The 19,426-nt window shown below is 58.3% G+C and carries 14 protein-coding genes and 1 riboswitch; of the genes, 9 read left to right on the forward strand and 5 right to left on the reverse strand.

What is annotated here, in order from left to right:
* Positions 1 to 244: 244 nt before the first annotated feature.
* On the forward strand, positions 245 to 1,663 hold the full coding sequence (locus M0P56_RS03095) for an NAD(P)/FAD-dependent oxidoreductase (protein ID WP_291508581.1): 1,419 nt from the start codon (positions 245 to 247) through the stop codon (positions 1,661 to 1,663).
* Here the strand turns inward: M0P56_RS03095 and M0P56_RS03100 are convergent.
* A complete protein-coding gene (locus M0P56_RS03100) occupies positions 1,660 to 2,316 on the reverse strand; it encodes an alpha/beta hydrolase (protein WP_291508582.1) in 657 nt (218 codons plus the stop codon). The two genes, M0P56_RS03095 and M0P56_RS03100, sit on opposite strands and share 4 nt — an antisense overlap.
* Positions 2,300 to 3,658, reverse strand: a complete 1,359-nt coding sequence (locus M0P56_RS03105; protein ID WP_291508583.1) for a sigma-54-dependent Fis family transcriptional regulator — start codon at positions 3,656 to 3,658, stop codon at positions 2,300 to 2,302. Before M0P56_RS03105 ends, M0P56_RS03100 begins: the two co-directional genes overlap by 17 nt.
* A 297-nt stretch (positions 3,659 to 3,955) precedes the next feature.
* Between M0P56_RS03105 and M0P56_RS03110 the strand changes: the two genes are divergently transcribed.
* From M0P56_RS03110 to M0P56_RS03125, 4 genes are read left to right on the forward strand one after another with little or no spacing between them, the layout of a single operon-like run.
* Positions 3,956 to 4,690, forward strand: a complete 735-nt coding sequence (locus tag M0P56_RS03110; protein WP_291508584.1) for an MBL fold metallo-hydrolase — start codon at positions 3,956 to 3,958, stop codon at positions 4,688 to 4,690.
* Between the two features lie 10 nt (positions 4,691 to 4,700).
* The gene (locus tag M0P56_RS03115; protein WP_291508585.1) at positions 4,701 to 6,335 is read left to right on the forward strand and encodes a cytochrome ubiquinol oxidase subunit I; all 1,635 of its coding nucleotides are present in this window, start codon (positions 4,701 to 4,703) and stop codon (positions 6,333 to 6,335) included.
* Positions 6,336 to 6,390: 55 nt separating this feature from the next.
* Positions 6,391 to 7,524, forward strand: coding sequence for a cytochrome d ubiquinol oxidase subunit II (gene cydB / locus M0P56_RS03120; protein ID WP_291508586.1), 1,134 nt, complete (start codon positions 6,391 to 6,393; stop codon positions 7,522 to 7,524).
* 12 nt (positions 7,525 to 7,536) lie between these two features.
* Positions 7,537 to 7,737 carry a hypothetical protein gene (locus M0P56_RS03125; protein ID WP_291508587.1) on the forward strand — a complete coding sequence of 67 codons (201 nt, stop codon included), beginning with the start codon at positions 7,537 to 7,539 and terminating at the stop codon, positions 7,735 to 7,737.
* Positions 7,738 to 7,897: 160 nt separating this feature from the next.
* Here M0P56_RS03125 and thiC read toward each other — a convergent pair whose 3' ends face one another.
* Entirely contained in the window at positions 7,898 to 9,760 is a 1,863-nt protein-coding gene (gene thiC, locus M0P56_RS03130; protein ID WP_366110148.1) for a phosphomethylpyrimidine synthase ThiC, read from the reverse strand.
* Between the two features lie 93 nt (positions 9,761 to 9,853).
* A riboswitch (TPP riboswitch) is annotated at positions 9,854 to 9,947 on the reverse strand.
* Positions 9,948 to 10,094: 147 nt separating this feature from the next.
* On the opposite strand from thiC, the gene M0P56_RS03135 reads away from it, so the two are divergent.
* Complete coding sequence (locus tag M0P56_RS03135; RefSeq protein WP_291508589.1) at positions 10,095 to 11,687, forward strand: ABC-F family ATPase; 1,593 nt, start codon at positions 10,095 to 10,097, stop codon at positions 11,685 to 11,687.
* 12 nt (positions 11,688 to 11,699) lie between these two features.
* Here M0P56_RS03135 and M0P56_RS03140 read toward each other — a convergent pair whose 3' ends face one another.
* Together M0P56_RS03140 and M0P56_RS03145 are read right to left on the reverse strand one after the other, a co-directional pair.
* Positions 11,700 to 11,984, reverse strand: a complete 285-nt coding sequence (locus tag M0P56_RS03140; RefSeq protein WP_291508590.1) for a hypothetical protein — start codon at positions 11,982 to 11,984, stop codon at positions 11,700 to 11,702.
* A gap of 7 nt (positions 11,985 to 11,991) precedes the next feature.
* Positions 11,992 to 13,443 (reverse strand): phosphomannomutase, encoded by a 1,452-nt coding sequence (locus M0P56_RS03145; RefSeq protein WP_291508591.1) that lies wholly within the window; start codon positions 13,441 to 13,443, stop codon positions 11,992 to 11,994.
* Positions 13,444 to 13,622: 179 nt separating this feature from the next.
* On the opposite strand from M0P56_RS03145, the gene M0P56_RS03150 reads away from it, so the two are divergent.
* The 3 genes from M0P56_RS03150 to M0P56_RS03160 all read left to right on the forward strand — a co-directional run bounded on the left by M0P56_RS03150 (position 13,623) and on the right by M0P56_RS03160 (position 19,409).
* Positions 13,623 to 16,958: a DEAD/DEAH box helicase gene (locus M0P56_RS03150; protein WP_291508592.1), complete on the forward strand. Its 3,336-nt coding sequence runs from the start codon at positions 13,623 to 13,625 to the stop codon at positions 16,956 to 16,958.
* A 124-nt stretch (positions 16,959 to 17,082) separates the two neighbouring features.
* The gene (locus M0P56_RS03155; protein WP_291508593.1) at positions 17,083 to 17,457 is read left to right on the forward strand and encodes a hypothetical protein; all 375 of its coding nucleotides are present in this window, start codon (positions 17,083 to 17,085) and stop codon (positions 17,455 to 17,457) included.
* Complete coding sequence (locus tag M0P56_RS03160; protein ID WP_291508594.1) at positions 17,433 to 19,409, forward strand: lytic transglycosylase domain-containing protein; 1,977 nt, start codon at positions 17,433 to 17,435, stop codon at positions 19,407 to 19,409. Before M0P56_RS03155 ends, M0P56_RS03160 begins: the two co-directional genes overlap by 25 nt.
* The last annotated feature ends 17 nt before the right edge of the window (positions 19,410 to 19,426 follow it).

Below are 19,426 nucleotides of genomic sequence, written 5' to 3' on the forward strand. Positions count from 1 at the left end.
CAAACTTCATAGTACACTGAAAACATTATATTATCGCAAGACACTAATAGATCATCCCCATAAACGATACGGTTCAGCCATTTTAAGGATGGCAAGGGGCAAGCGTCGCCGATAAACAACAACATAATTTATGGGCGGACGCCGGCGCTGTGGCACGGCTTATTCGTTCGGAAAGCAGTGTTGAGCCACAAACATGAGAAACAACGTGACAAATGATTCTTACTAGACTGAAAACGAGGGATTTATGGGCACAAGTAACTATGACATCACGATTATCGGTAGCGGCCCAGGTGGCTATCGTGCTGCGGTACTCGCCGCTCTGCGTGGCAAAAAAGCGGCGATCATTGAAAAACAGACCTGGGGTGGCACCTGTTTGAACCGCGGTTGCGTCCCCAAAAAGGACTGGCATGAGACGGCAAAATGGATCGAGCAAAGTCGTCATTTCAAGAAGCGGGGTGTCGTGGGTCCGGCGCTCACGGGAGATATGGCACAAGCCTGGCAGCACCAGCATCAGGTGGTCGAGACGGTGCGCACCAGCTATGTGGATTACCTGAAACGTCTCGGCGTGCATCTCTACGATGGCGCTGGGCACTTCCTGGATCCGCAACGCCTTCAAATCCAAGGCGTGGAGGGTTTGACGGAAATTCATACGGAAACCAGCATCATCGCCACCGGATCCGCGCCTGCGTTGCCCACGGGGATTGCCGCCGTGCCTGGCAAGGTACTGACCAGCGATATGCTTTATGACGACGGGGTCCCCAGTGGGGATCGCGTCATTCTGGTGGGCGGCGGGGTCATCGGCACCGAGTTCGCGTACATTTTTACCCAACTCGGAAAACAGGTGGAATGGCTGGTGCACTCCCCTTCCCTCGCCCACACCCAGTATTCACCGCAGGCCAAGGAGGCGCTCAAAGCGGCGCTCGCGGCGTTGAATATCCATCCGCAGGCCGGATTCAAGATCAGCCGCATTGAGACGGCGATTGATGGTGTGACGGTCTTCAATGACCAGGGGGAGTCAGCCCAAAGCGATTGGCTGCTGCTCGCTACCGGCCGCCATGCCTTTACAGAGGGGTTGGGACTGGAAAACACCGGTGTCACCCTGGATGATCGCGGATTCGTACAGACCAACACCCTGCTGGAGACGAAAGAGCCCGGCATTTATGCCATTGGCGATGCGGTCGGCCCGATCATGAATGCCAATCAGGCTCTCAGCGACGCCCAGATAGTCATCCACAATCTGCTCAGCGAAGAAAAGCGGGAACGCGATCCGCTCTGGGTGCCAGAACTGGTTTATTCGGCGGTGGAGCTCGCGCGTATCGGCATGGACGATGATGCGGCCGAAGACCAGGGCTTTGAACCGGCAGTGGGCTTCGCTGCTTTTGAGACTTCACCACGCGCGCTGGGGCAGGATGACAGCGCCGGCTTCGTCCGCTTATTGGCGGACATGGATAGCGGCGAATTGCTCGGCGGTGAAATCGTCGGTCGCGATGCTGGCGAACTGATTCATCTGCTCTCCAGCAGTGGCAACCGCGATGAGGCCCTGCGCAGGATTGTCGAAACCCGCGTCAACCATCCCTCACGCGCGGAGGAGCTGGTAAACGCCACCGAAACGCTAGCCGCGCGGTGGGGTCTGGAAGAGCAAATTTTTGGGGCGACAGATTAACCGAGGGTATATAAAAAGGCGCGCAGATCCAGCAGTTCGTCTTCACAAAGCGTGTGGTTCATAGGGTAGTGGTATGTGCTGAGCGCATAACCCAATGGCTCCATAATTTGCTGGGCAGTCTCCATATAAGAGAAGGGCAAGACGGCGTCCTGTTTCCCGTGCGCCCAGAATATCGGCGGTGACTTGGCCGTGGCGGTCGGCAGATGGGTGCGCAACGGCAGGTAGGCACTGAGGGCAAGCACCGCCTTGGTCGGGTAACTGACATGCAACGCGGTGTAAAGTGACATCGCACCGCCCTGTGAGAATCCACCAAGGATAATGGACGATCCCTTACCAGCCTCATGATCCAGCAGTGCGCCGAGTCGCTTGGCCATGCCTTGTAATCCCTCCACATCTTCTGCGGAATGACTGTCGAGACCATAAATGTCATACCAGGCCCGCATCGGTCTGCCCCCGTTGATGCGCACCGGGCGGATTGGCGCATTGGGAAATATCCAGCGGAAGCGACCTTCCGGGTCTACAAAATCCGCTACCCCCACGAGGTCTTCCATGGAAGCGCCAAGGCCGTGCAGGAGCACAACGCATGGGGCGTCCGCGTCGCGACCGGGGCGCGTCAGCAGACCCTCCGGCCAGAGATCATGACTCAACGGCATGCTCGTTATTACTCCGCAGTGCATCCAACTTTCGATATAAGGTGCGCTCGCTTACGCCCAAACGCTGCGCCAGACTGCGGCGGTCCCCGTGGTGATTTCCCCGCGCCCAACGCAGATAGTGCTCTTCCAGTTCCGCTAGAGGAATAATTTCTTTAACGCCTGGTACGGAGGACTGCCTGGCAGACTCAGCGCTTGCCAGGCTGAGGTTCGGCTCTGACAGGTGCTGAAGGTTTGCAGGCAGGTGCTCGGGGAGAATCCAAACATCATCAGCCAACAGTGCGGCGCGCTCAAGGATGTTGCGCAATTCACGAATATTACCGGGATAATCATAGCATTGCAGAATATTCAGCGCGTCCGCATGAAGATGCAGCCCCTTGGCCACCGGCAATCGCTGCAAGATGGCTTCCGCCAGAGGAGGTATATCCTCCAGGCGCTCACGTAGCGCGGGCAACATGATAGGAAAGGTATTCAAACGATAATACAGATCCTGCCGGAACCGATCCTCCGCGACCATTCTCTCCAATGGGCGGTGAGTGGCCGAGATCAGACGGAACCGCGAGCGAATAGGTTCCACGCCCCCCACTCGCCGGAAATGGCCCGTTTCCAGCAGGCGCAGGAGTTTTACCTGCAAGCTGAGGGGAATATCGCCGACTTCATCCAGGAAAAGGGTGCCACCATTAGCCGCTTCTACCAGACCAATCTTGCGCGAATGCGCGCCAGTAAATGCCCCTTTCTCATAGCCAAAGAGTTCACTCTCAAAAAGAGTTTCGGGCAATCCCGAGCAATCCACCGCCACAAAAGGCCCGTTGCGCACCGAGCTAGCCTGATGCACAGCCGCGGCGGCCAGTTCCTTACCAGTGCCGGATTCCCCAAGTAGCAATACGGCGGCCTCACTGGGGCCCACCCGTCGAATCAGCGTGGTAACGTCCCGCAAGGCGGGGGAGTTGCCGACCATGACTGGGGCGGATTGCACAACCGACTGCGGTATGAGACTCAGAAGTTCGAGAAAATATACGACCTCGGCGTTATCGTTGCGAATGGGGTACAGATCAATCTGGGCGCTTCCGGAGGTACTGCCATGCACCACATGCTGATCGGTACCAAAACGCTGGCACTCTTCGAGAGGGCAGTGGTTCCCCCCCTGACGACACAAATAGCCCGCGTCGGCCATGACCTCGTCACAGAGCCGCCCCTGTAAGGGCTTGCCATCACCGAAGACCCGCCGGTAGGCCTGATTGGCGGCAAGAACCGCGTAATCCGCGCAAAGCAATACCGCCGGAGTGCTAAAACAGTCTAGCAGCGATGTCATTTCCGGTCGTAACTGCTTGGGTAAATCCGTCATGGTCCCTTTCTCCTGGTGCTTTACACATCCAACCCGCGATCTCCACAAGGAATGCCTCCCTCGCGTATGCCAATTATAGCAGCATCTGCCAATCCGTATATGTCATTTTTGGCAGTCATGGCGAAGCACTGGTTGGTTCTCGAGCCAGAGCGGTAGCAAAAAATCTCATAAGAAAGTTCACAAGCACTTGTTTATTTTTATATTACAAAAAAACATCCGGTTTTCGGCACAGCATAAAACAATGGTACAGCGTTTGCTAATGCGCTAATGCACCTATATTCGACAGGGACGGGCGACATGATATTCAGACAACTCTGTACCCCCAAAGGCGGCCAGCTGAGTTATCTGCTGGGCGACCCGGTTACGCGCGAGGCGGTCATCATCGACCCCATGCCTGCGCATGTCGACACGCTTGAGGCATTCATGGCCGAGCGCGGCTTGAACCTGCGCTACATTTTGCAGACCCATCATGAATCCGCCCATATCACCGCCGCCACCACCCTGAAAGAACTTAGCGGCGCGCGGATCGTTGCCCATGAAAGCGCAAGCGATGAACACGTCGACCTGCGCCTGCGTCACGGCGACGTCCTCTACTTTGGGGAAGAACGTCTACGGGTTCTGCACACCCCAGGGCTCAGTTCCTGCGCGGTCACCTATTGGTGGGAGGACCGCCTGTTCACCGGGATGACCTTGCTGGCCACCGGCGCCACGCCCTGCACCAATCAGAACGATCTGAAAATCCTATATCACAGCATTACCAATCGCTTACTCTCTTTCCCGGGGGAAACCCTGATCTATCCCGGCCTGGAAAACAAAGGTCGGCGCCTCACCAGCATCGAAGAACTCCGCCGCAAAGACAACTGGTTCAACAATCAACGGGGCAGGCGTGCTTTTTTACGCAATTGTGCGCTATTGTTAACGGAGAAGGCACGAATGGAAGTAGCGAGTAAAAATGATGTAAACGAAGTCGGCGCACAGAAAGAAGATGTGCACCATTACATGCCTGGTCGGAACATCCCGGCTGCTTTGTAGGAGGAAATTCATGGACATGTTGATCAATCCCACGGTGGTGGAGCTATCACGCCTGCAATTTGCGTTGACCGCTCTCTACCATTTCTTATTTGTACCGCTCACCCTTGGCATGACCTTTATTCTGGCCACCATGGAAACGGTGTATGTCATCACCGGCAAACCGATTTACAAAGAAATGACCCAGTTCTGGGGTAAACTCTTCGGCATCAACTTTGCTCTGGGTGTCGCCACTGGCCTGACTATGGAGTTTGAATTCGGGACCAACTGGTCCATGTATTCTCACTTCGTGGGCGATATTTTTGGCACCCCACTGGCCATTGAGGGGCTGATGGCCTTCTTCATGGAATCCACCTTTGTCGGTGTGATGTTCTTTGGCTGGGAGCGAATGAGCCGTAAGGCCCACCTCGTGGTCACCTATCTGGTTGCCCTGGGCTCCAACCTTTCTGCATTGTGGATTCTGATTGCCAACGGCTTTATGCAGGACCCGCGTGGCGGCACTTTTGACCCCAATACCATGCGAATGCAATTTTCCAGCTTTATTGAACTGATCTTCAACCCCGATGCGCAGGCCAAGTTCGTCCACACCTCCATCGCTGGTTTTGTGACCGGCTCCATGTTCGTCATGGGCATCAGCGCTTATTACCTGTTGACCAACAAACGGAAGGACATAGCGCTGCGCTCCTTCCGTATCGCCGCCCTGTTCGGCGTAATTTCCAGCATCGGCGTCATTACGCTGGGTGATGCCCTGGGCTATATTGACGGCCAGAAACAACCTACCAAGCTGGCGGCCATGGAAGCCATCTGGAACACGGACTACAACACCGTCTCCGCTTCCTGGAACCTTATCGCCATCCCCAGCCGGGCCGAACAGAAAAACCTGTTCGCGGTTTCCATCCCGTATATACTGACGCCGCTGCTGACCCACTCCGAAACCACGGTCATTCCGGGAATCATCCAGTTGGAGCAGGAAGCAAAGCCGAAGATCGTGAATGGCATCAAGGCCATGATCGCTCTCAAGGAATATAACGCAGACCACAGTAACACCCAGGCTCTGACGACTTTCAAACAGTATGAGAATGATATGGGCTATGGTTTCCTGGCCATGCAATTTGCGCCCGATCAGAACCTCAAGAAAATCAACGCCACGAATCTGCCCAGCGTTCTGGACAAGACCGCAAAGGACACCATTCCCAATGTCTGGGTGGAGTTCTGGTCCTTCCGCCTGATGGTGGCTGCAGGCTTCTTCATGCTGGCACTGTTCGCCTTCGCGGCTTACTTCAGCCTGAAGAATGAGATTGAAAAGCACCCCGGCCTGCTCAAGTTGGCCATGTGGAGCATTTCTTTGCCTTGGGTGGCCGTGGAGTTCGGTTGGATCACCGCTGAAAATGGTCGTCAGCCCTGGACGGTATTTGGCTGGCTGCCCACCTTCGTCTCCGCTTCCAGCCATAGCGTTGGCTACATGGTGTTCTCACTGATCGGGTTCACTTTATTGTATAGCTCTTTCATCGCTGCGGAGCTTTACCTCATGTTCAAATACGCCCGTCTGGGTCCGCAGGAAGATCAGCACGGTCATGGCGCCCAGCCTGCAGGTGGTGGTATGGCCGGACAGCCGGCATTCGCCAAGCTCAGCATGGATCGCAAGTAATCTCTGCGGGATGAATCAGGGGGTATTTCACCCCCGCTTGAATGGAGAACACAATATGGATGCTTATGTGGGTTTAAAAGTATTCTGGTTTCTGATCCTCGGTATCCTGCTCATGGGCCTCGCCATCATGGTGGGTATGGACATGGGTGTAGGGACGTTGATGCGTTTCGTGGGCAAAACCGATGGCGAACGCCGTGAGGCTTTGAACATCGTGGGTCCTCACTGGGATGGCAATCAGGTATGGTTCATTCTCGGCGGTGGCGCGATTTTCGCTGCTTTCCCCACCCTGTACGCCACTTCTTTCTCGGTTTTTTACATCGTCATGATTTTGCTCCTGTTCAGCATGATCATGCGGCCGGTCGCCTTTGAGTATCGCTCCAAGGTGCCCACACAGCGCTGGCGCGATTCCTGGGACTGGGTATTTCTCCTTTCCGGTGCCCTGCCCATGATTATTTATGGCGCCGCCATGGGGAACATTCTGGAGGGTGTGGGTTTCCATTTTGGCTGGGACGGACAGTATTACCAGACGGAGTCTTTTATCTGGTATCTGCTGAATCCTTTTGCGATTCTCTGTGGCGTACTGTCACTGAGTCTGGCCATCTATCAGGGCGGCACCATGCTCATGATCCGTGGTAGCGGTGCGCTGTATGACCGGGCACGGAATTACGCGAGCGTCGGTGGCCTTTTGGCAGCGGTGCTTTTTGTTATCGGCGGCTTCATGGTGTCCGAAATGAAGGGTTTCCAGCTGGTCGGCGGTGACCCGGGCATGCCCGCCAATCCCGTCAGCGGTCAGACCGTAGAGATGGTCAAAGGGGCGTGGATGGCCAACTATTCCGCCCACCCCATTCTCTGGCTGGTACCCTTGCTGGGACTGGTCGGCATGATTTTGGGCGTCCTCGCGCTACGTGCCAACAAGCCCACTCTCGGCTGGTGGATGGGTGCGCTGGCCTGGATTGGTACGGTCGGGGCGGTGGGCAGCTCCATGTTCCCCTTCCTGATGCCCTCCACGGACAACATCGACCAGAGTCTCACCGTCTGGAACAGCACGGGCAGTGAGTATAATCTGATCTGGATGACCATCTTCGGTCTGATTTTCCTGCCCATCATCATCAGTTACACCACCTGGTGTTTCCGGGTGATGCGCGGCAAGGTGGCGGCGCCAGACACGCAAGACGACCACGCTTATTAAGGAGAGGCTGACATGAAAAATTTGCTCACATTTATCGGGTTGGCCGCGGTCATGGTGTTGTCCCTTTTTCTGGCGGTGATTACCGGAGATTATGGACCCTGGTACTTTGCCTGGCTGGTGGGTACCACCATGATTGTTCTCATCTCTGCTGCAGGTGCTATCATGTTCGAAAGACAGGATGAAGAGCAGCGAAAGCAGGGTTCCGACCACTAGAAGACGAGGATCTATCTATGCAATATGTCGATCTGGAAGATTTTATCTTCATCATACCGTTCATTTACTTCAGCCTGTCCGGTATCGCCTACCTCTACACCAGAAAACGGTTCCGCTAAGCGGTACACCGTCGGAGGGGCCTTCGGGCCCCTTTCTTGTATTAACGCAGGTAAATATTCTTCCCCAGCCGCTTAAAGTCCTCTGCCTTTTCCTGCAGTCCTTCCAGTCGGGCCGTCTCGATGTCTTCACCCTTGGATTGCGCGTATTCCTGCAAATCCTGGGAGATTTTCATGGAACAGAAATGAGGGCCGCACATGGAACAGAAGTGCGCCGCCTTGGCACCCTCCTGCGGCAAGGTTTCATCGTGATATTCCCGCGCCTTTTCCGGGTCCAGCCCGAGGTGAAACTGGTCTTCCCAGCGGAATTCAAAACGCGCTTTGGACAGGGCATTATCGCGCACCTGCGCACCGGGATGTCCCTTGGCCAGGTCGGCGGCGTGGGCGGCAATCTTGTAAGTGATGGCCCCTTCGCGCACGTCATTTTTGTCCGGCAGGCCAAGATGCTCCTTGGGCGTGACGTAGCAGAGCATGGCGGTGCCATACCAGCCGATCTGCGCGGCGCCGATGGCGCTGGTGATATGGTCGTAGCCGGGGGCGATGTCCGTGGTCAGCGGTCCCAGGGTGTAGAACGGGGCCTCGAAACAGTGCTGTAGCTCCTCGTCCATATTGGCCTTGATGAGTTGCATGGGGACATGGCCGGGGCCTTCAATCATGACCTGCACATCGTGCTTCCAGGCGATCTGGGTGAGTTCACCCAGCGTGTGCAGCTCGGCAAACTGCGCCTCGTCATTGGCGTCGGCCAGCGAGCCGGGACGCAGGCCATCGCCGAGGGAAAAGCTCACGTCGTAGGCCTTCATGATCTCGCAGATTTCTGCAAAATGGGTATAGAGAAAGCTCTCCTGGTGGTGGGCGAGACACCATTTGGCCATGATGGAACCACCACGCGACACGATGCCGGTAAGACGATTCGCCGTCAGCGGGACATAACGCAGCAGCACGCCGGCATGGATGGTAAAGTAATCGACACCCTGCTCCGCCTGCTCAATGAGCGTATCCCGGAACAAGTCCCAGGTGAGGTCTTCGGCCTTCCCATCGACCTTCTCCAGGGCCTGATAAATCGGCACGGTCCCGATGGGTACCGGACTATTGCGGATAATCCATTCGCGGGTTTCGTGAATGTGCCTGCCGGTGGATAAATCCATGACCGTATCGGCGCCCCAACGAATCGACCAGACCATTTTTTCCACTTCCTCGGCAATGGACGAGGTGACCGCGGAGTTGCCGATATTGGCGTTGATCTTCACCAAAAAATTGCGGCCGATAATCATCGGCTCCAGCTCAGGGTGATTGATATTGGCGGGAATGATGGCGCGGCCCCGGGCGATTTCATCGCGCACAAATTCCGGGGTAATGGTGTCGGGAATATGCGCGCCGAAGGACTCGCCGCGATGGGCACGGAACAGCGCCGGATGGCTGGCACGCAAACGATCCAGACCCTGGTTTTCGCGGATGGCGACGAACTCCATTTCGGGGGTGATGATACCGCGCCGCGCATAGTGCATCTGGGAGACATTGCCGCCGTTGGCCGCCCGGCGAATTTCGCGGCGATGATGAAAACGCAGATCCGCCGTGCGCACATCCGCCAGACGGGCACGACCATAGGCAGAACTGGGCTCGGGGCGGCTTTCAATGGCGGTATCCGTCGGCGACCATTGCCAGCGCAGGGCGGGCAAGCCCGCATGAATATCGATGACCACGTCCGGGTCGGTGTAGGGACCACTGCAATCATAGACCGGGATGGCCGGATTGACTTCGAGGCTGCCGTCCCGCTTCCGGGAGTCGCTCTGCCGAATCTCCCGCAAGGGGATGCGCAATTCCGGGAAACGCTCGCCACTGAGGTAACGCTTGTGTGAGCCGGGAATCGGGCCGCAGGTTACCGCTGCGTCCTGCATCGTATTCACCATATCCGTGGGACGGGTAGCCATAGTCATTCCTCCTCAAAATTTATCCGATTACTGCGGAACAAAATCAGGATGCGGGCGGAAGATGCGGACAGGCGTGCTGCGGTCGCGCTTCCCTACGCCGGCATGACCCGGATCAGGTTCCAAGGGTACCTCTCAGCCCACGACGGGGGCGCCCCTAGCGTTTATAACGATTCACTGAGCAAGGTACGGGAAGCTGAGTGAATCTGTCAAGTTAGTGCGCACCTTACGCAACGAAGAGTAGGACGCGCAACCCGGTTCAATGCTATCATCGCGCCCGTCCATCAGCCCTGTTTGCCGTCTTTCGGAGTCGATCTTGCTTAGCACCGCCAACCTCACCATGCAATTCGGGGCCAAGGCCCTTTTTGAAAACGTCTCCGTCGAGTTCGGCAATGGCAATCGCTATGGCCTCATCGGGGCCAACGGCAGCGGCAAGACGACGCTGATGAAGATTCTCGGTGGCGATCTGGAGCCCAGTTCCGGACACGTCAGCCTGAGCAGTGGCGAGCGTTTGGGCAAGCTGCGGCAGGATCAGTTTGCCTTTGAGGACTGTACCGTACTGGACACGGTGATCATGGGTCACGCCGAACTCTGGCGCGTCAAGCAGGAACGCGATCGCCTCTATGCCCTGCCGGAGATGACCGACGAAGAAGGGATGGCCGTGGCGCATGTGGAGGTGGAGTTTGCCGAGTTGGGCGGCTATGCGGCCGAGTCCCGGGCCGGGGAGTTGCTGAGCGGCGTGGGTATTCCGCTGGAGCAGCACAGCGGCTTGATGTCCGCGGTATCACCCGGCTGGAAACTACGGGTATTGCTGGCGCAGGCGCTATTTGCCGACCCCGATATTCTGCTCCTGGACGAGCCGACCAATAACCTCGACATCCATACCATCCAGTGGCTGGAAGAACTCATCAGCAACGTCAACAGCACCGTCATCATCATTTCCCATGACCGCCATTTTCTGAATAGCGTCTGCACCCACATGGCTGACCTGGATTACGGTGAATTACGCATTTATCCCGGCAATTATGATGAATATATGCAGGCTTCAACCCTGGTGCGGGATCAGTTGCTCGCCGATAATGACAAGAAAAAGGAGAAGATGGCCGAGTTGCAGGGCTTTGTGAGCCGCTTCTCCGCCAATGCCTCCAAGGCCAAGCAAGCGACTTCCCGCGCCCGTCAGTTAGAGAAAATCCAGCTTGAAGAGGTGAAGCCTTCCAGCCGGCAAAATCCCTATCTGGTCTTTCATCAGGAACGCAAACTCTATCGCAATGCCCTGGATGGGAAGGACCTGAGCAAATCCTTTGGCGATCTGCGCCTGTTTCATAAAATGCGTTTGCATGTCGAAGCGGGCGAACGCATTGCGATTATCGGCGCCAATGGCCTGGGCAAAACCACCCTGTTGCGTTGTCTGATGGGCGAATTGACCACCGATGCCGGCGAAATAAAATGGGCGGAGAATGCGCGTATCGGTTACTTCGCCCAGGATTATGCCCCGGAATTTGCGGAAGAGATGACGCTTTTCGACTGGATGTGCCAGTGGCGCGGTGAACGCGATGATGACCAGGTGATCCGTGGTGTGCTGGGACGCCTGCTCTTCGGGCAGGATCAGGTCAATCGTTCGGTCAAGGTGCTCTCCGGCGGCGAAAAGGGCCGGATGCTCTTCGGCAAGCTCACCCTGCAGAAACCCAATGTGCTGATTCTCGATGAGCCGACCAACCACCTGGATATGGAATCCATCGAGTCTCTCAACTCAGCCCTGGAAAAATACGACGGAACCTTGCTTTTTGTCAGTCATGACCGGGAATTTGTGTCTTCACTGGCCACCCGCATCATCGAATTTACTCCGCGGGGCATTCAGGATTTCAAGGGGACCTATGAGGATTATCTACGCAGTCAGGGCATGGGCTGAAGAGGGGCAGAATTATTTTTTTCGGTAAAAGGGTTTCCACAGTCCGATAAAAAGTAAAACAACGCCGACCAGGAAAATTTCGCCGATCCATTTCCAGTGGACGACATTCAGCACGTCCGCGAGGTGCAACAGATTTTGCGCCTCGGCATCGACGCCATGGTGGACTGCCAGCTCCGCCACCGCGTTGGTTTTGAACACCACGCCCAGATAGCGCAGCACCATCAGCAACAGGTCCGCAATCAGCAGCCCGGCGCCGATGTACACCCACCAGATGCGCGAGAAAGAGATGCGCCGCATCTGCCGCTCAGGCACGCCAGCCATTCATGACCTGTAAGGCAGTCCGCAGCAGGGCCTCGGCTTGCTCCGGGCTGTCGGCCTCCGTATAGCAGCGCAGTTCCGGCGCGTTGCCGGAAGGCCGCAGATGAATGATGCCCCCCGGCGCGAGGGTCACCCGGATACCGTCCGTCAGATCCAGGTGCTGTGCGTCACCCGCGATTTCTCCGAAGGCAGCGTTGAAAGCCGCGAGATTCGCCACCTTTTCCTTGCTGCGAAAAGCATCCAGGTAGCGCTGGCTCAGCGCCGTGGGAAAGTCCTGTAAACGGTCGCTGGCGGTATAACGGGGTGGCAGGTCGGCCAGCAAGGCGGCCAGGGGAATGCGTCGTTTCTGCGCCGCCGTCAGCACCGTCAACATGGGTAGAATCGCGTCGCGGGTAGGAAGCGGCGCCAAGGTGCGGCCATCCCGGGTGAGCGGACTACCCAGCAGAAAACCACCGTTTGCTTCATAACCGCAGACGGGCACCTGTCCCTCCTGCAAAGCGCCCTGCATCGCCGCTATGACATAAGGGGAACCAATCCGGGTGCGGCGGATTTCCGGAAAAAAGCCGGACAACTCCAGCGCCGTATTGCTACTGACCGGCGTGACTACCGTATGGGCGCCCAAGGCATGGGCCGTCAAAATCCCCAGCACATCACCGCGCCACCAGCGGCCTTCATGGTCAGCGATCATGGGACGGTCGGCGTCGCCGTCTGTGGTCAGGAGCGCGTCGAGATGGTGCTCAGCCACCGCACGCTGCGCCAGAACCGTGTCCTCGGGGCGCAGGGCCTCGGTGTCCAGGGCCACGAAATTCGCAGAGCGGCCCAGGGGCAGCACCTCCGCACCCAGCGACTCCAGCAGTGTCACCAGCAGATCACGGGCGACGCCGGAGTGCTGGTAAACGCCCAGTCGCCATCCGGCAAGACTGTCCGCGCCGAAAAAATCCCGGTAACGCTGCTGATAGAGCGCCAGCCAGTGCGGGTCAGCGGCGGGCAAAACGGGTGGTTTGCGCAGCGCGCCCGCGGCGTCGAAAAGGGCTACATCCACCGTCATATCCTGACGCAGGATCCCGGCCTCATCAGCCTTCATCAATTCCCCTTGGGGGCGGTTAAACTTGATGCCGTTGCGATCAAAGGGGATATGACTGCCGGTGACCATCAGCGATGGCACCCCCGCCGTCAGCCCCGCAAAAGCCAGTGCCGGTGCGGGGAGATATCCGGCAAACCCCGGTTGCCCGCCTTCCGCGAGGACAGCAGCCCAGGCCGCGGCCAGCATCCGCGGCGTGCTCGGACGCAGGTCGCCGCCCAGTATCACCGCATCCCCGGCGGGAAACTCGCCGATTTCCGCAAGATAACGGAGAAAGGCCCGCGTGTGTAAATAAACGACCTGATCCGTGAGATCCGCCACCAGACCCCGCAACCCACTCGTCCCAAAAGCCGCCATCGCCCGCCTCTCTGTGCCCGCCGTTTCGCCCATGATAACGGCAAGGCGCTGGCGGGGATACTGGTGGACCGAATCGAACGGCTTCCCCTCCTACCCTCCGACTGTGTACTATCTGCGGTTTGTGCTGCGGCGTCGTCCGGGCGCATTTCCTGATCCTGCTTACGCCACCGAGCAAACCCATGCCCACCAAGAACGACTGGATGAACTGGCACCGCGATGCCAGTACGATGCCCACGCTGGAAACGTACAGCTATGAAGACATCCGCAGTTGGCTGGGTGATCTGGAGATTCGCAAGGCCCAACCTTACCAGAAGTCCATCAGCCATCTGGAGCAGCGCGGCGGCACCGACCTCAGCGCCCTGGTGCAAGGCACGACGCGCAAGCCGTATCGGGTAGACATTCACCTCAGCCAGGGGCGCCTGGTGACCCTGTGTACCTGCCCGGTGAGCAGTCGCTGCAAGCATGTCACGGCAGTGCTCCTCGCTCTACTCGCCCAGCGCAGCCACACGGCGCCGACGCCGGTTTTGCGCCCGCATGTGATGCAATGGCTGAGCGAACTGCGCTCCCACCTGGAGCCGCCCAAACCCAAGGCCCCGACCACCACTTACGTCCTATACTGGCTGCTGGAACTGAACAACCGGCGCCACCAAGGTCCGGTACTCAGTTGTCACAAGGCCCGCCTGAACAAAACGGGAGAATGCACCGATCTCACCCACTGGTATAATTTTGAAGGCGCTTTACGCCGCCCACCCAGCTTTATTGACGAAACGGACCAACGTGCCTTGCGGCGCCTGCTGCTGGAAGACCCTTACGCCAGTCAAACCGGTGAATTTGATCTCGGTCCCCGCCACGGCGCCGCGGCGCTCACCTTACTCGCGGGCACAGGGCGTCTCTTCGGCAACGCACTGACCAACCCCGCCCTGCGCCTGGGCGACAACCGACCCGGCACCCTGACCTGGAACGTCAGCAAGGGTGGGGAACAATATCCGGCATTGGCAACCACGCCACCCGCGAGCGGCTACCTGCCACTGGATATTGCCTGGTATCTGGATAGAGAAACCCAGGAAATCGGCCCGATCGACACGGACATGCCGGTCACGGTCCTGCGCGATCTGTTGCAGGCCCCCCCCCTCAATGCGCAAGAAGCCAGCCTGTTGCGCGAGATGCTGGAACAGTCGGTGCCTGGCCTTCCCGCGCCTGTGACCGACCCCGAACAGGGTTTACGGGAGGTTGCTGCGCCTCTGCAAGCCTTGCTCTGGTGTGACACCCTGGCCCTCCTTGGCATTCAGGCGCACCGCCACTATGCAGGGCAATGGAGCCCTACCTGCCGCTTCGACTATGCGCAACCCGCCTTTGTGTATGGTCCCGCACATATCGCCATAGACGACGACAGTGCCATCCAGACCCTCAATAATGGCGAAATGGTCCGCATAAAACGCGACACGGCAGCCGAAAAACGAGCGCTGCAGGCACTGGATAAAACCGGCCTGAAACCCGTCAAGGCCAGCATTTTCCACAGCCTATCGCTGCTGCCACATCCCATCTATGGCCTGGCCAGTGAGGCCGACTGGGATGGGTTCATGACGACAGGCGTTGATGCACTCCGTCACCAGGGCTGGGAAGTGCGCTGGCCGGATGGCTTCCGCCACTACTTCCTGCAGGTGGACGAGTGGGATATGCAGGTGAATGAAGCCGAAGAGGGCTGGTTGGGCCTGGATGTCGGCATCGTGGTGGACGGTCAGCGGCTGGCGCTGCCTCCCCTGCTCGGCGCCCTCTTCAACCGCGATCCGCGCTGGCTGAATCCCGGCGGTCTCAGCACCATCCCTGACGATGAGCACATTCACCTACATACTCCGGCGGGTATCCCTATTCAAACCACGGCGGATCGCCTGAAGCCACTGGTCGGCACCCTCATTGATCTGTTCAGCCTTGGCGCTTCTGGCCCTCTGCGGATGTCCGCCTTTGATGCGCCGCGTCTCACCCGGTTGGCGGATAACAGCCAGTGGCGTAGTGAAGGTATGGATGCCGTGCGTGCCCTGGCCAAGCGTCTGCCGCAAAATGGGGAGATTACACCCGTCGCCCTGCCGGCCGGTTTCGCCCTCCCCTTGCGGCCTTATCAGCAAGATGGACTCGCCTGGCTGCAATTCCTGCGCGAGCATCATTTGGGTGGCATTCTCGCGGACGACATGGGTCTCGGCAAAACCGCGCAAACCCTCGCCCATCTGCTGCTGGAAAAGGAGAACGGCCGCCTGACCGATCCCGCCCTGATCATCATGCCCACCTCCCTGATTCATAACTGGCGGGAAGAAGCAGAGCGCTTCGCCCCCGACCTGCGGGTACTCTCCCTGCACGGTAAAGAACGCAGCAGCCGCTTTGCCGACATACCCAAGCATGATCTGATTCTCACCACCTATCCGCTGGTCTGGCGGGACATCGAGACGCTCAAGGACCAGCGTTTTCATTTGCTGATTCTCGACGAGGCGCAGATGGTCAAGAATGCGCAGGGCCGTGCCGCCGAAGCCATTCGCGAGATTCCCACCCGACATCGGCTCGCCCTCACCGGCACGCCGCTGGAAAACCATCTCGGCGAACTCTGGGCGCAATTCGACTTCCTCCTGCCCGGCTTTCTCGGCGACCCGCGCAGCTTCCAACGGGTCTGGCGTGGCCCCATCGAGCGCCACGGAGATGCCGAGCGTCTGGATTTGCTGGCCCGTCGGGTACGTCCTTTCATCCTGCGCCGCCGCAAGGAAGAAGTCGCCAAGGAACTTCCCGAGAAAACCATCATCATCCGCTCCATGGACATCGACGGGGCGCAGCGCGACCTTTATGAGACCGTACGCAGCGCCATGGATGAACGTATCCGTCAGGAAATCGCCGCCAAGGGTTTTCAACGCAGCCAGATCGTCATCCTCGACGCCATGCTCAAGCTGCGGCAGGTCTGCTGTGACCCGCGCCTGCTCAAGAGCGAGAAGGCGCGTAAAGTACAGGACAGCGCCAAACTTGCTCTGCTCATGGAGATGATTCCGGAGTTGCTGGCGGAAGGTCGCCAGATTCTGCTGTTTTCACAATTCACCGAGATGCTCGCCCTGATCAGTGCACGCCTCGACAAGATGCATATCCCTTACGTCCTGCTCACCGGCAGCACCCAGGATCGCAAGACGCCCATCGACCGCTTTCAGCGCGGTGAAGTGCCACTTTTCCTGATCAGCCTCAAGGCGGGCGGCGTCGGCCTCAACCTCACGGCGGCGGATACCGTGATTCACTATGACCCCTGGTGGAATCCCGCCGCCGAAAACCAGGCCACGGATCGCGCCCACCGCATCGGTCAGAAACGTCAGGTTTTTGTTTACAAACTGATTGTCGCCGGGAGCATTGAAGAAAAAATCCTGGCATTGCAGGAAAAAAAGGCCATTCTCGCCGCCGCCGTGCTGGAGAAGGCGCAGAAAGAAAAGCTCCGTTTCGGTCCCGACGATCTCGCCTCTCTTCTCGCGCCACTGCCAGAAACCGGGCGCTGAGGCACGCGCCGCGATGCTTCCTGAATCGCCTGTTTGGTGGCATTATGACGGATGACCACCCGATGCGCACCGGCCAGCGCAGCACGTCGTATTTCATGAGAAAACGCTTAGGGAACTGAGACGTATGAAAGCAGTACAGACAGAAGACAAGCGGCGAGAACGTTTCATCATCAGCGGTGCCCTCCACGGGGTGACAGAACCCGCCTTAGAAGCACTCCGGGTTTTCGAGGCGATGGGCGGGCACCTGGAATTCCTCCCGGAAAAACAGTTGGCGCTGATTCAATACGATGGTCGCTGTGGTGCCGCGCTGGAAGCGAAAATGGTCGCCGCTCTGCAGCAAGCGGGCGCCCATTGCGAATCGCATGGCGTGATATGTCACGGCAAAGATCATTGTGAACCCCTTAATTTGCATGTTGGTCCCCTGGCCCAAGATCATCCCAAGCGTCTTGCCTCGGTCACCAAGCACCTCAGTCGATGGCTGCGTTTAAAACAGTCCTGAAAATACGTCTTGCGCGTCCCTTGGCTGCCACGGTGACGCTTGCCTTGTGGATGGTCTCTGCCACGTCAGTCGCAGCAGCCGTTACCCTCAACACCGTTCAGGAGCAACTTCTGACCTCGGCGGCGACCGCTTTCGCTCAGGGGGATTATCGTCCTGCCGCCAACGCACTGCCTGAATTAGAAAGTACCTACATGGGGCCATGGGTAGGGTACTGGTCTCTGCAACCCCGCCTCACCACCCTGACCCAAGACCAGTATCAACACTATGCGGAGCGTTTTCCGGGTGGGGCGGCACATCATTTGCTGCGCCAACAGTGGCTGTTAGAACTCGCGCGCCGCGCGGACTGGTCGGATTTTACCCAGGTGTTCCACGCCGGCAGCATTCCCGATCTGGTCAGTTTGCGCTGTGATGCGGCGCGCGATCCGCTGCTCAGCACCAGCACGATGATTGTCCCGTTCGCCCTCTGGAGCAGCGCCGCAGCGAATGATCATGACTGCAACGCCATGGCGCGCGTCTATCTGAAACAGGGGCAAATCACGCCGTCAGAGCTGTGGCAGCGCCTGCAACAGATGTACGAGGCATCCGCTTTTAACGCTGCACTGCGCTTTGCGCCGTTTTTACCCGCGCCACAATCTGGCCAGCTTGCGCAGACGGTCACCGCACCTGCCGCGTGGATATCTCAACAGATACGGCAATACGGCGGCAACAACTGGCCAACTGGTCAGACACATCTCCTGGTACTCGCCCTGCTGCGTCTCACTGCCACGCACCCCGCGCAGGCGGCACAGTTTGTGCGGACCCTTGACGTTCTCTCTGCCGCTGACAAGGCGCTGGTGCTGTATAACAGTGCCTACCACGCCACCCTGTCCTTTCGTTCCGAATCGGGACAGTGGTATGCCCAAGCCTATGCCGCCGATCCGCAGTTTCGCCCCCGGCCCCGACTGCTGGCCTGGATGGTGCGTACCGCCCTACGCGATGGTGACTGGAATATGGTCGAGCAGGCCATTCAGCAGATGGACGCTGCCCAACGCCAGCAGCGACAGTGGCAATTCTGGTCCGCCGTCGCGCTGCTGCAACTCGGACATACGCAGGCTGCCCGCATCTTGTTGGCGGCTCTGGAATCTCCCTGGACCTATTACGGGCAACTGGCCATGGCGGCCCTCAACAGGCCACTGATCTTAACGTCCGACGATCCGCCCGCACCGACCGAAGCAAGCGCCGCATCGGATGGAGGGGCTCCCGAGCGGACCGCGATCACGCTCTATCATCTCGGACTCTATTTCGACGCCCTCGCCGAATGGGACCATTTTTTGAAGGGGCTGAAAGGGACAGGGGAGATCAAATCTGCAGCCCAGACAGCCTTTCAACATGGGGCGTGGTTACTGGGTATTCATGCGAGCAGCCTGATTCGCGGGGGAAAGGACTGGCAACAGGGCTACGTGCTTCCCTATGCACAGGAAATCAGCGCCGCAGCTACTCAGACCGGCCTGCGCCGCGCCTTCCTGGCCGGTCTGATCCGGCAGGAATCCGGTTTTGCGTTCGGCATTCAGTCCGACGTCGGTGCACAAGGGCTGATGCAGGTGATGCCTGCCACAGCCCAGTGGCTTCAGACTCACGTAGCCGCAGCCGCCAACGCTGATCTGCATAGCGTCCGTGGCAATCTGATCCTGGGTTCTCACTATCTGAGCCTTCAGCAACAGCGTTTTGGAGGCTCCGAGTTGCTGGCTGCGGCAGCCTACAACGCCGGACCCGGCGCACCACAACGCTGGCTCAGCCGTTGGACACCACCTCCGGGACCATGGGCTGGCCCGATTTTCACCGCGAACATCCCCTTCCAACAGACTCGCCATTATGTGCAGAGCGTGCTGACCAACACCGTTGTCTACGCCGCCATTCTCGACCGACAGCCACAAACCATATGGCCCCAATGGCGCCTCGGCACCAACCCGTAATCCTCATCGCGAATTTT

It is taken from the genome of Acidithiobacillus sp., assembly GCF_023229925.1.
GTDB lineage: Bacteria > Pseudomonadota > Gammaproteobacteria > Acidithiobacillales > Acidithiobacillaceae > Acidithiobacillus.

Bases quoted from the DNA above. Each gene is read 5' to 3' on its own strand.
- M0P56_RS03095 (WP_291508581.1), top strand. From the start codon at position 245: ATGGGCACAAGTAACTATGACATCACGATTATCGGTAGCGGCCCAGGT.
- M0P56_RS03100 (WP_291508582.1), bottom strand. From the start codon at position 2,316: ATGCCGTTGAGTCATGATCTCTGGCCGGAGGGTCTGCTGACGCGCCCC.
- M0P56_RS03105 (WP_291508583.1), bottom strand. From the start codon at position 3,658: ATGACGGATTTACCCAAGCAGTTACGACCGGAAATGACATCGCTGCTA.
- M0P56_RS03110 (WP_291508584.1), top strand. From the start codon at position 3,956: ATGATATTCAGACAACTCTGTACCCCCAAAGGCGGCCAGCTGAGTTAT.
- M0P56_RS03115 (WP_291508585.1), top strand. From the start codon at position 4,701: ATGGACATGTTGATCAATCCCACGGTGGTGGAGCTATCACGCCTGCAA.
- cydB (WP_291508586.1), top strand. From the start codon at position 6,391: ATGGATGCTTATGTGGGTTTAAAAGTATTCTGGTTTCTGATCCTCGGT.
- M0P56_RS03125 (WP_291508587.1), top strand. From the start codon at position 7,537: ATGAAAAATTTGCTCACATTTATCGGGTTGGCCGCGGTCATGGTGTTG.
- thiC (WP_366110148.1), bottom strand. From the start codon at position 9,760: ATGGTGAATACGATGCAGGACGCAGCGGTAACCTGCGGCCCGATTCCC.
- M0P56_RS03140 (WP_291508590.1), bottom strand. From the start codon at position 11,984: ATGCGGCGCATCTCTTTCTCGCGCATCTGGTGGGTGTACATCGGCGCC.
- M0P56_RS03145 (WP_291508591.1), bottom strand. From the start codon at position 13,443: ATGGCGGCTTTTGGGACGAGTGGGTTGCGGGGTCTGGTGGCGGATCTC.
- M0P56_RS03150 (WP_291508592.1), top strand. From the start codon at position 13,623: ATGCCCACCAAGAACGACTGGATGAACTGGCACCGCGATGCCAGTACG.
- M0P56_RS03155 (WP_291508593.1), top strand. From the start codon at position 17,083: ATGAAAGCAGTACAGACAGAAGACAAGCGGCGAGAACGTTTCATCATC.
- M0P56_RS03160 (WP_291508594.1), top strand. From the start codon at position 17,433: ATGGCTGCGTTTAAAACAGTCCTGAAAATACGTCTTGCGCGTCCCTTG.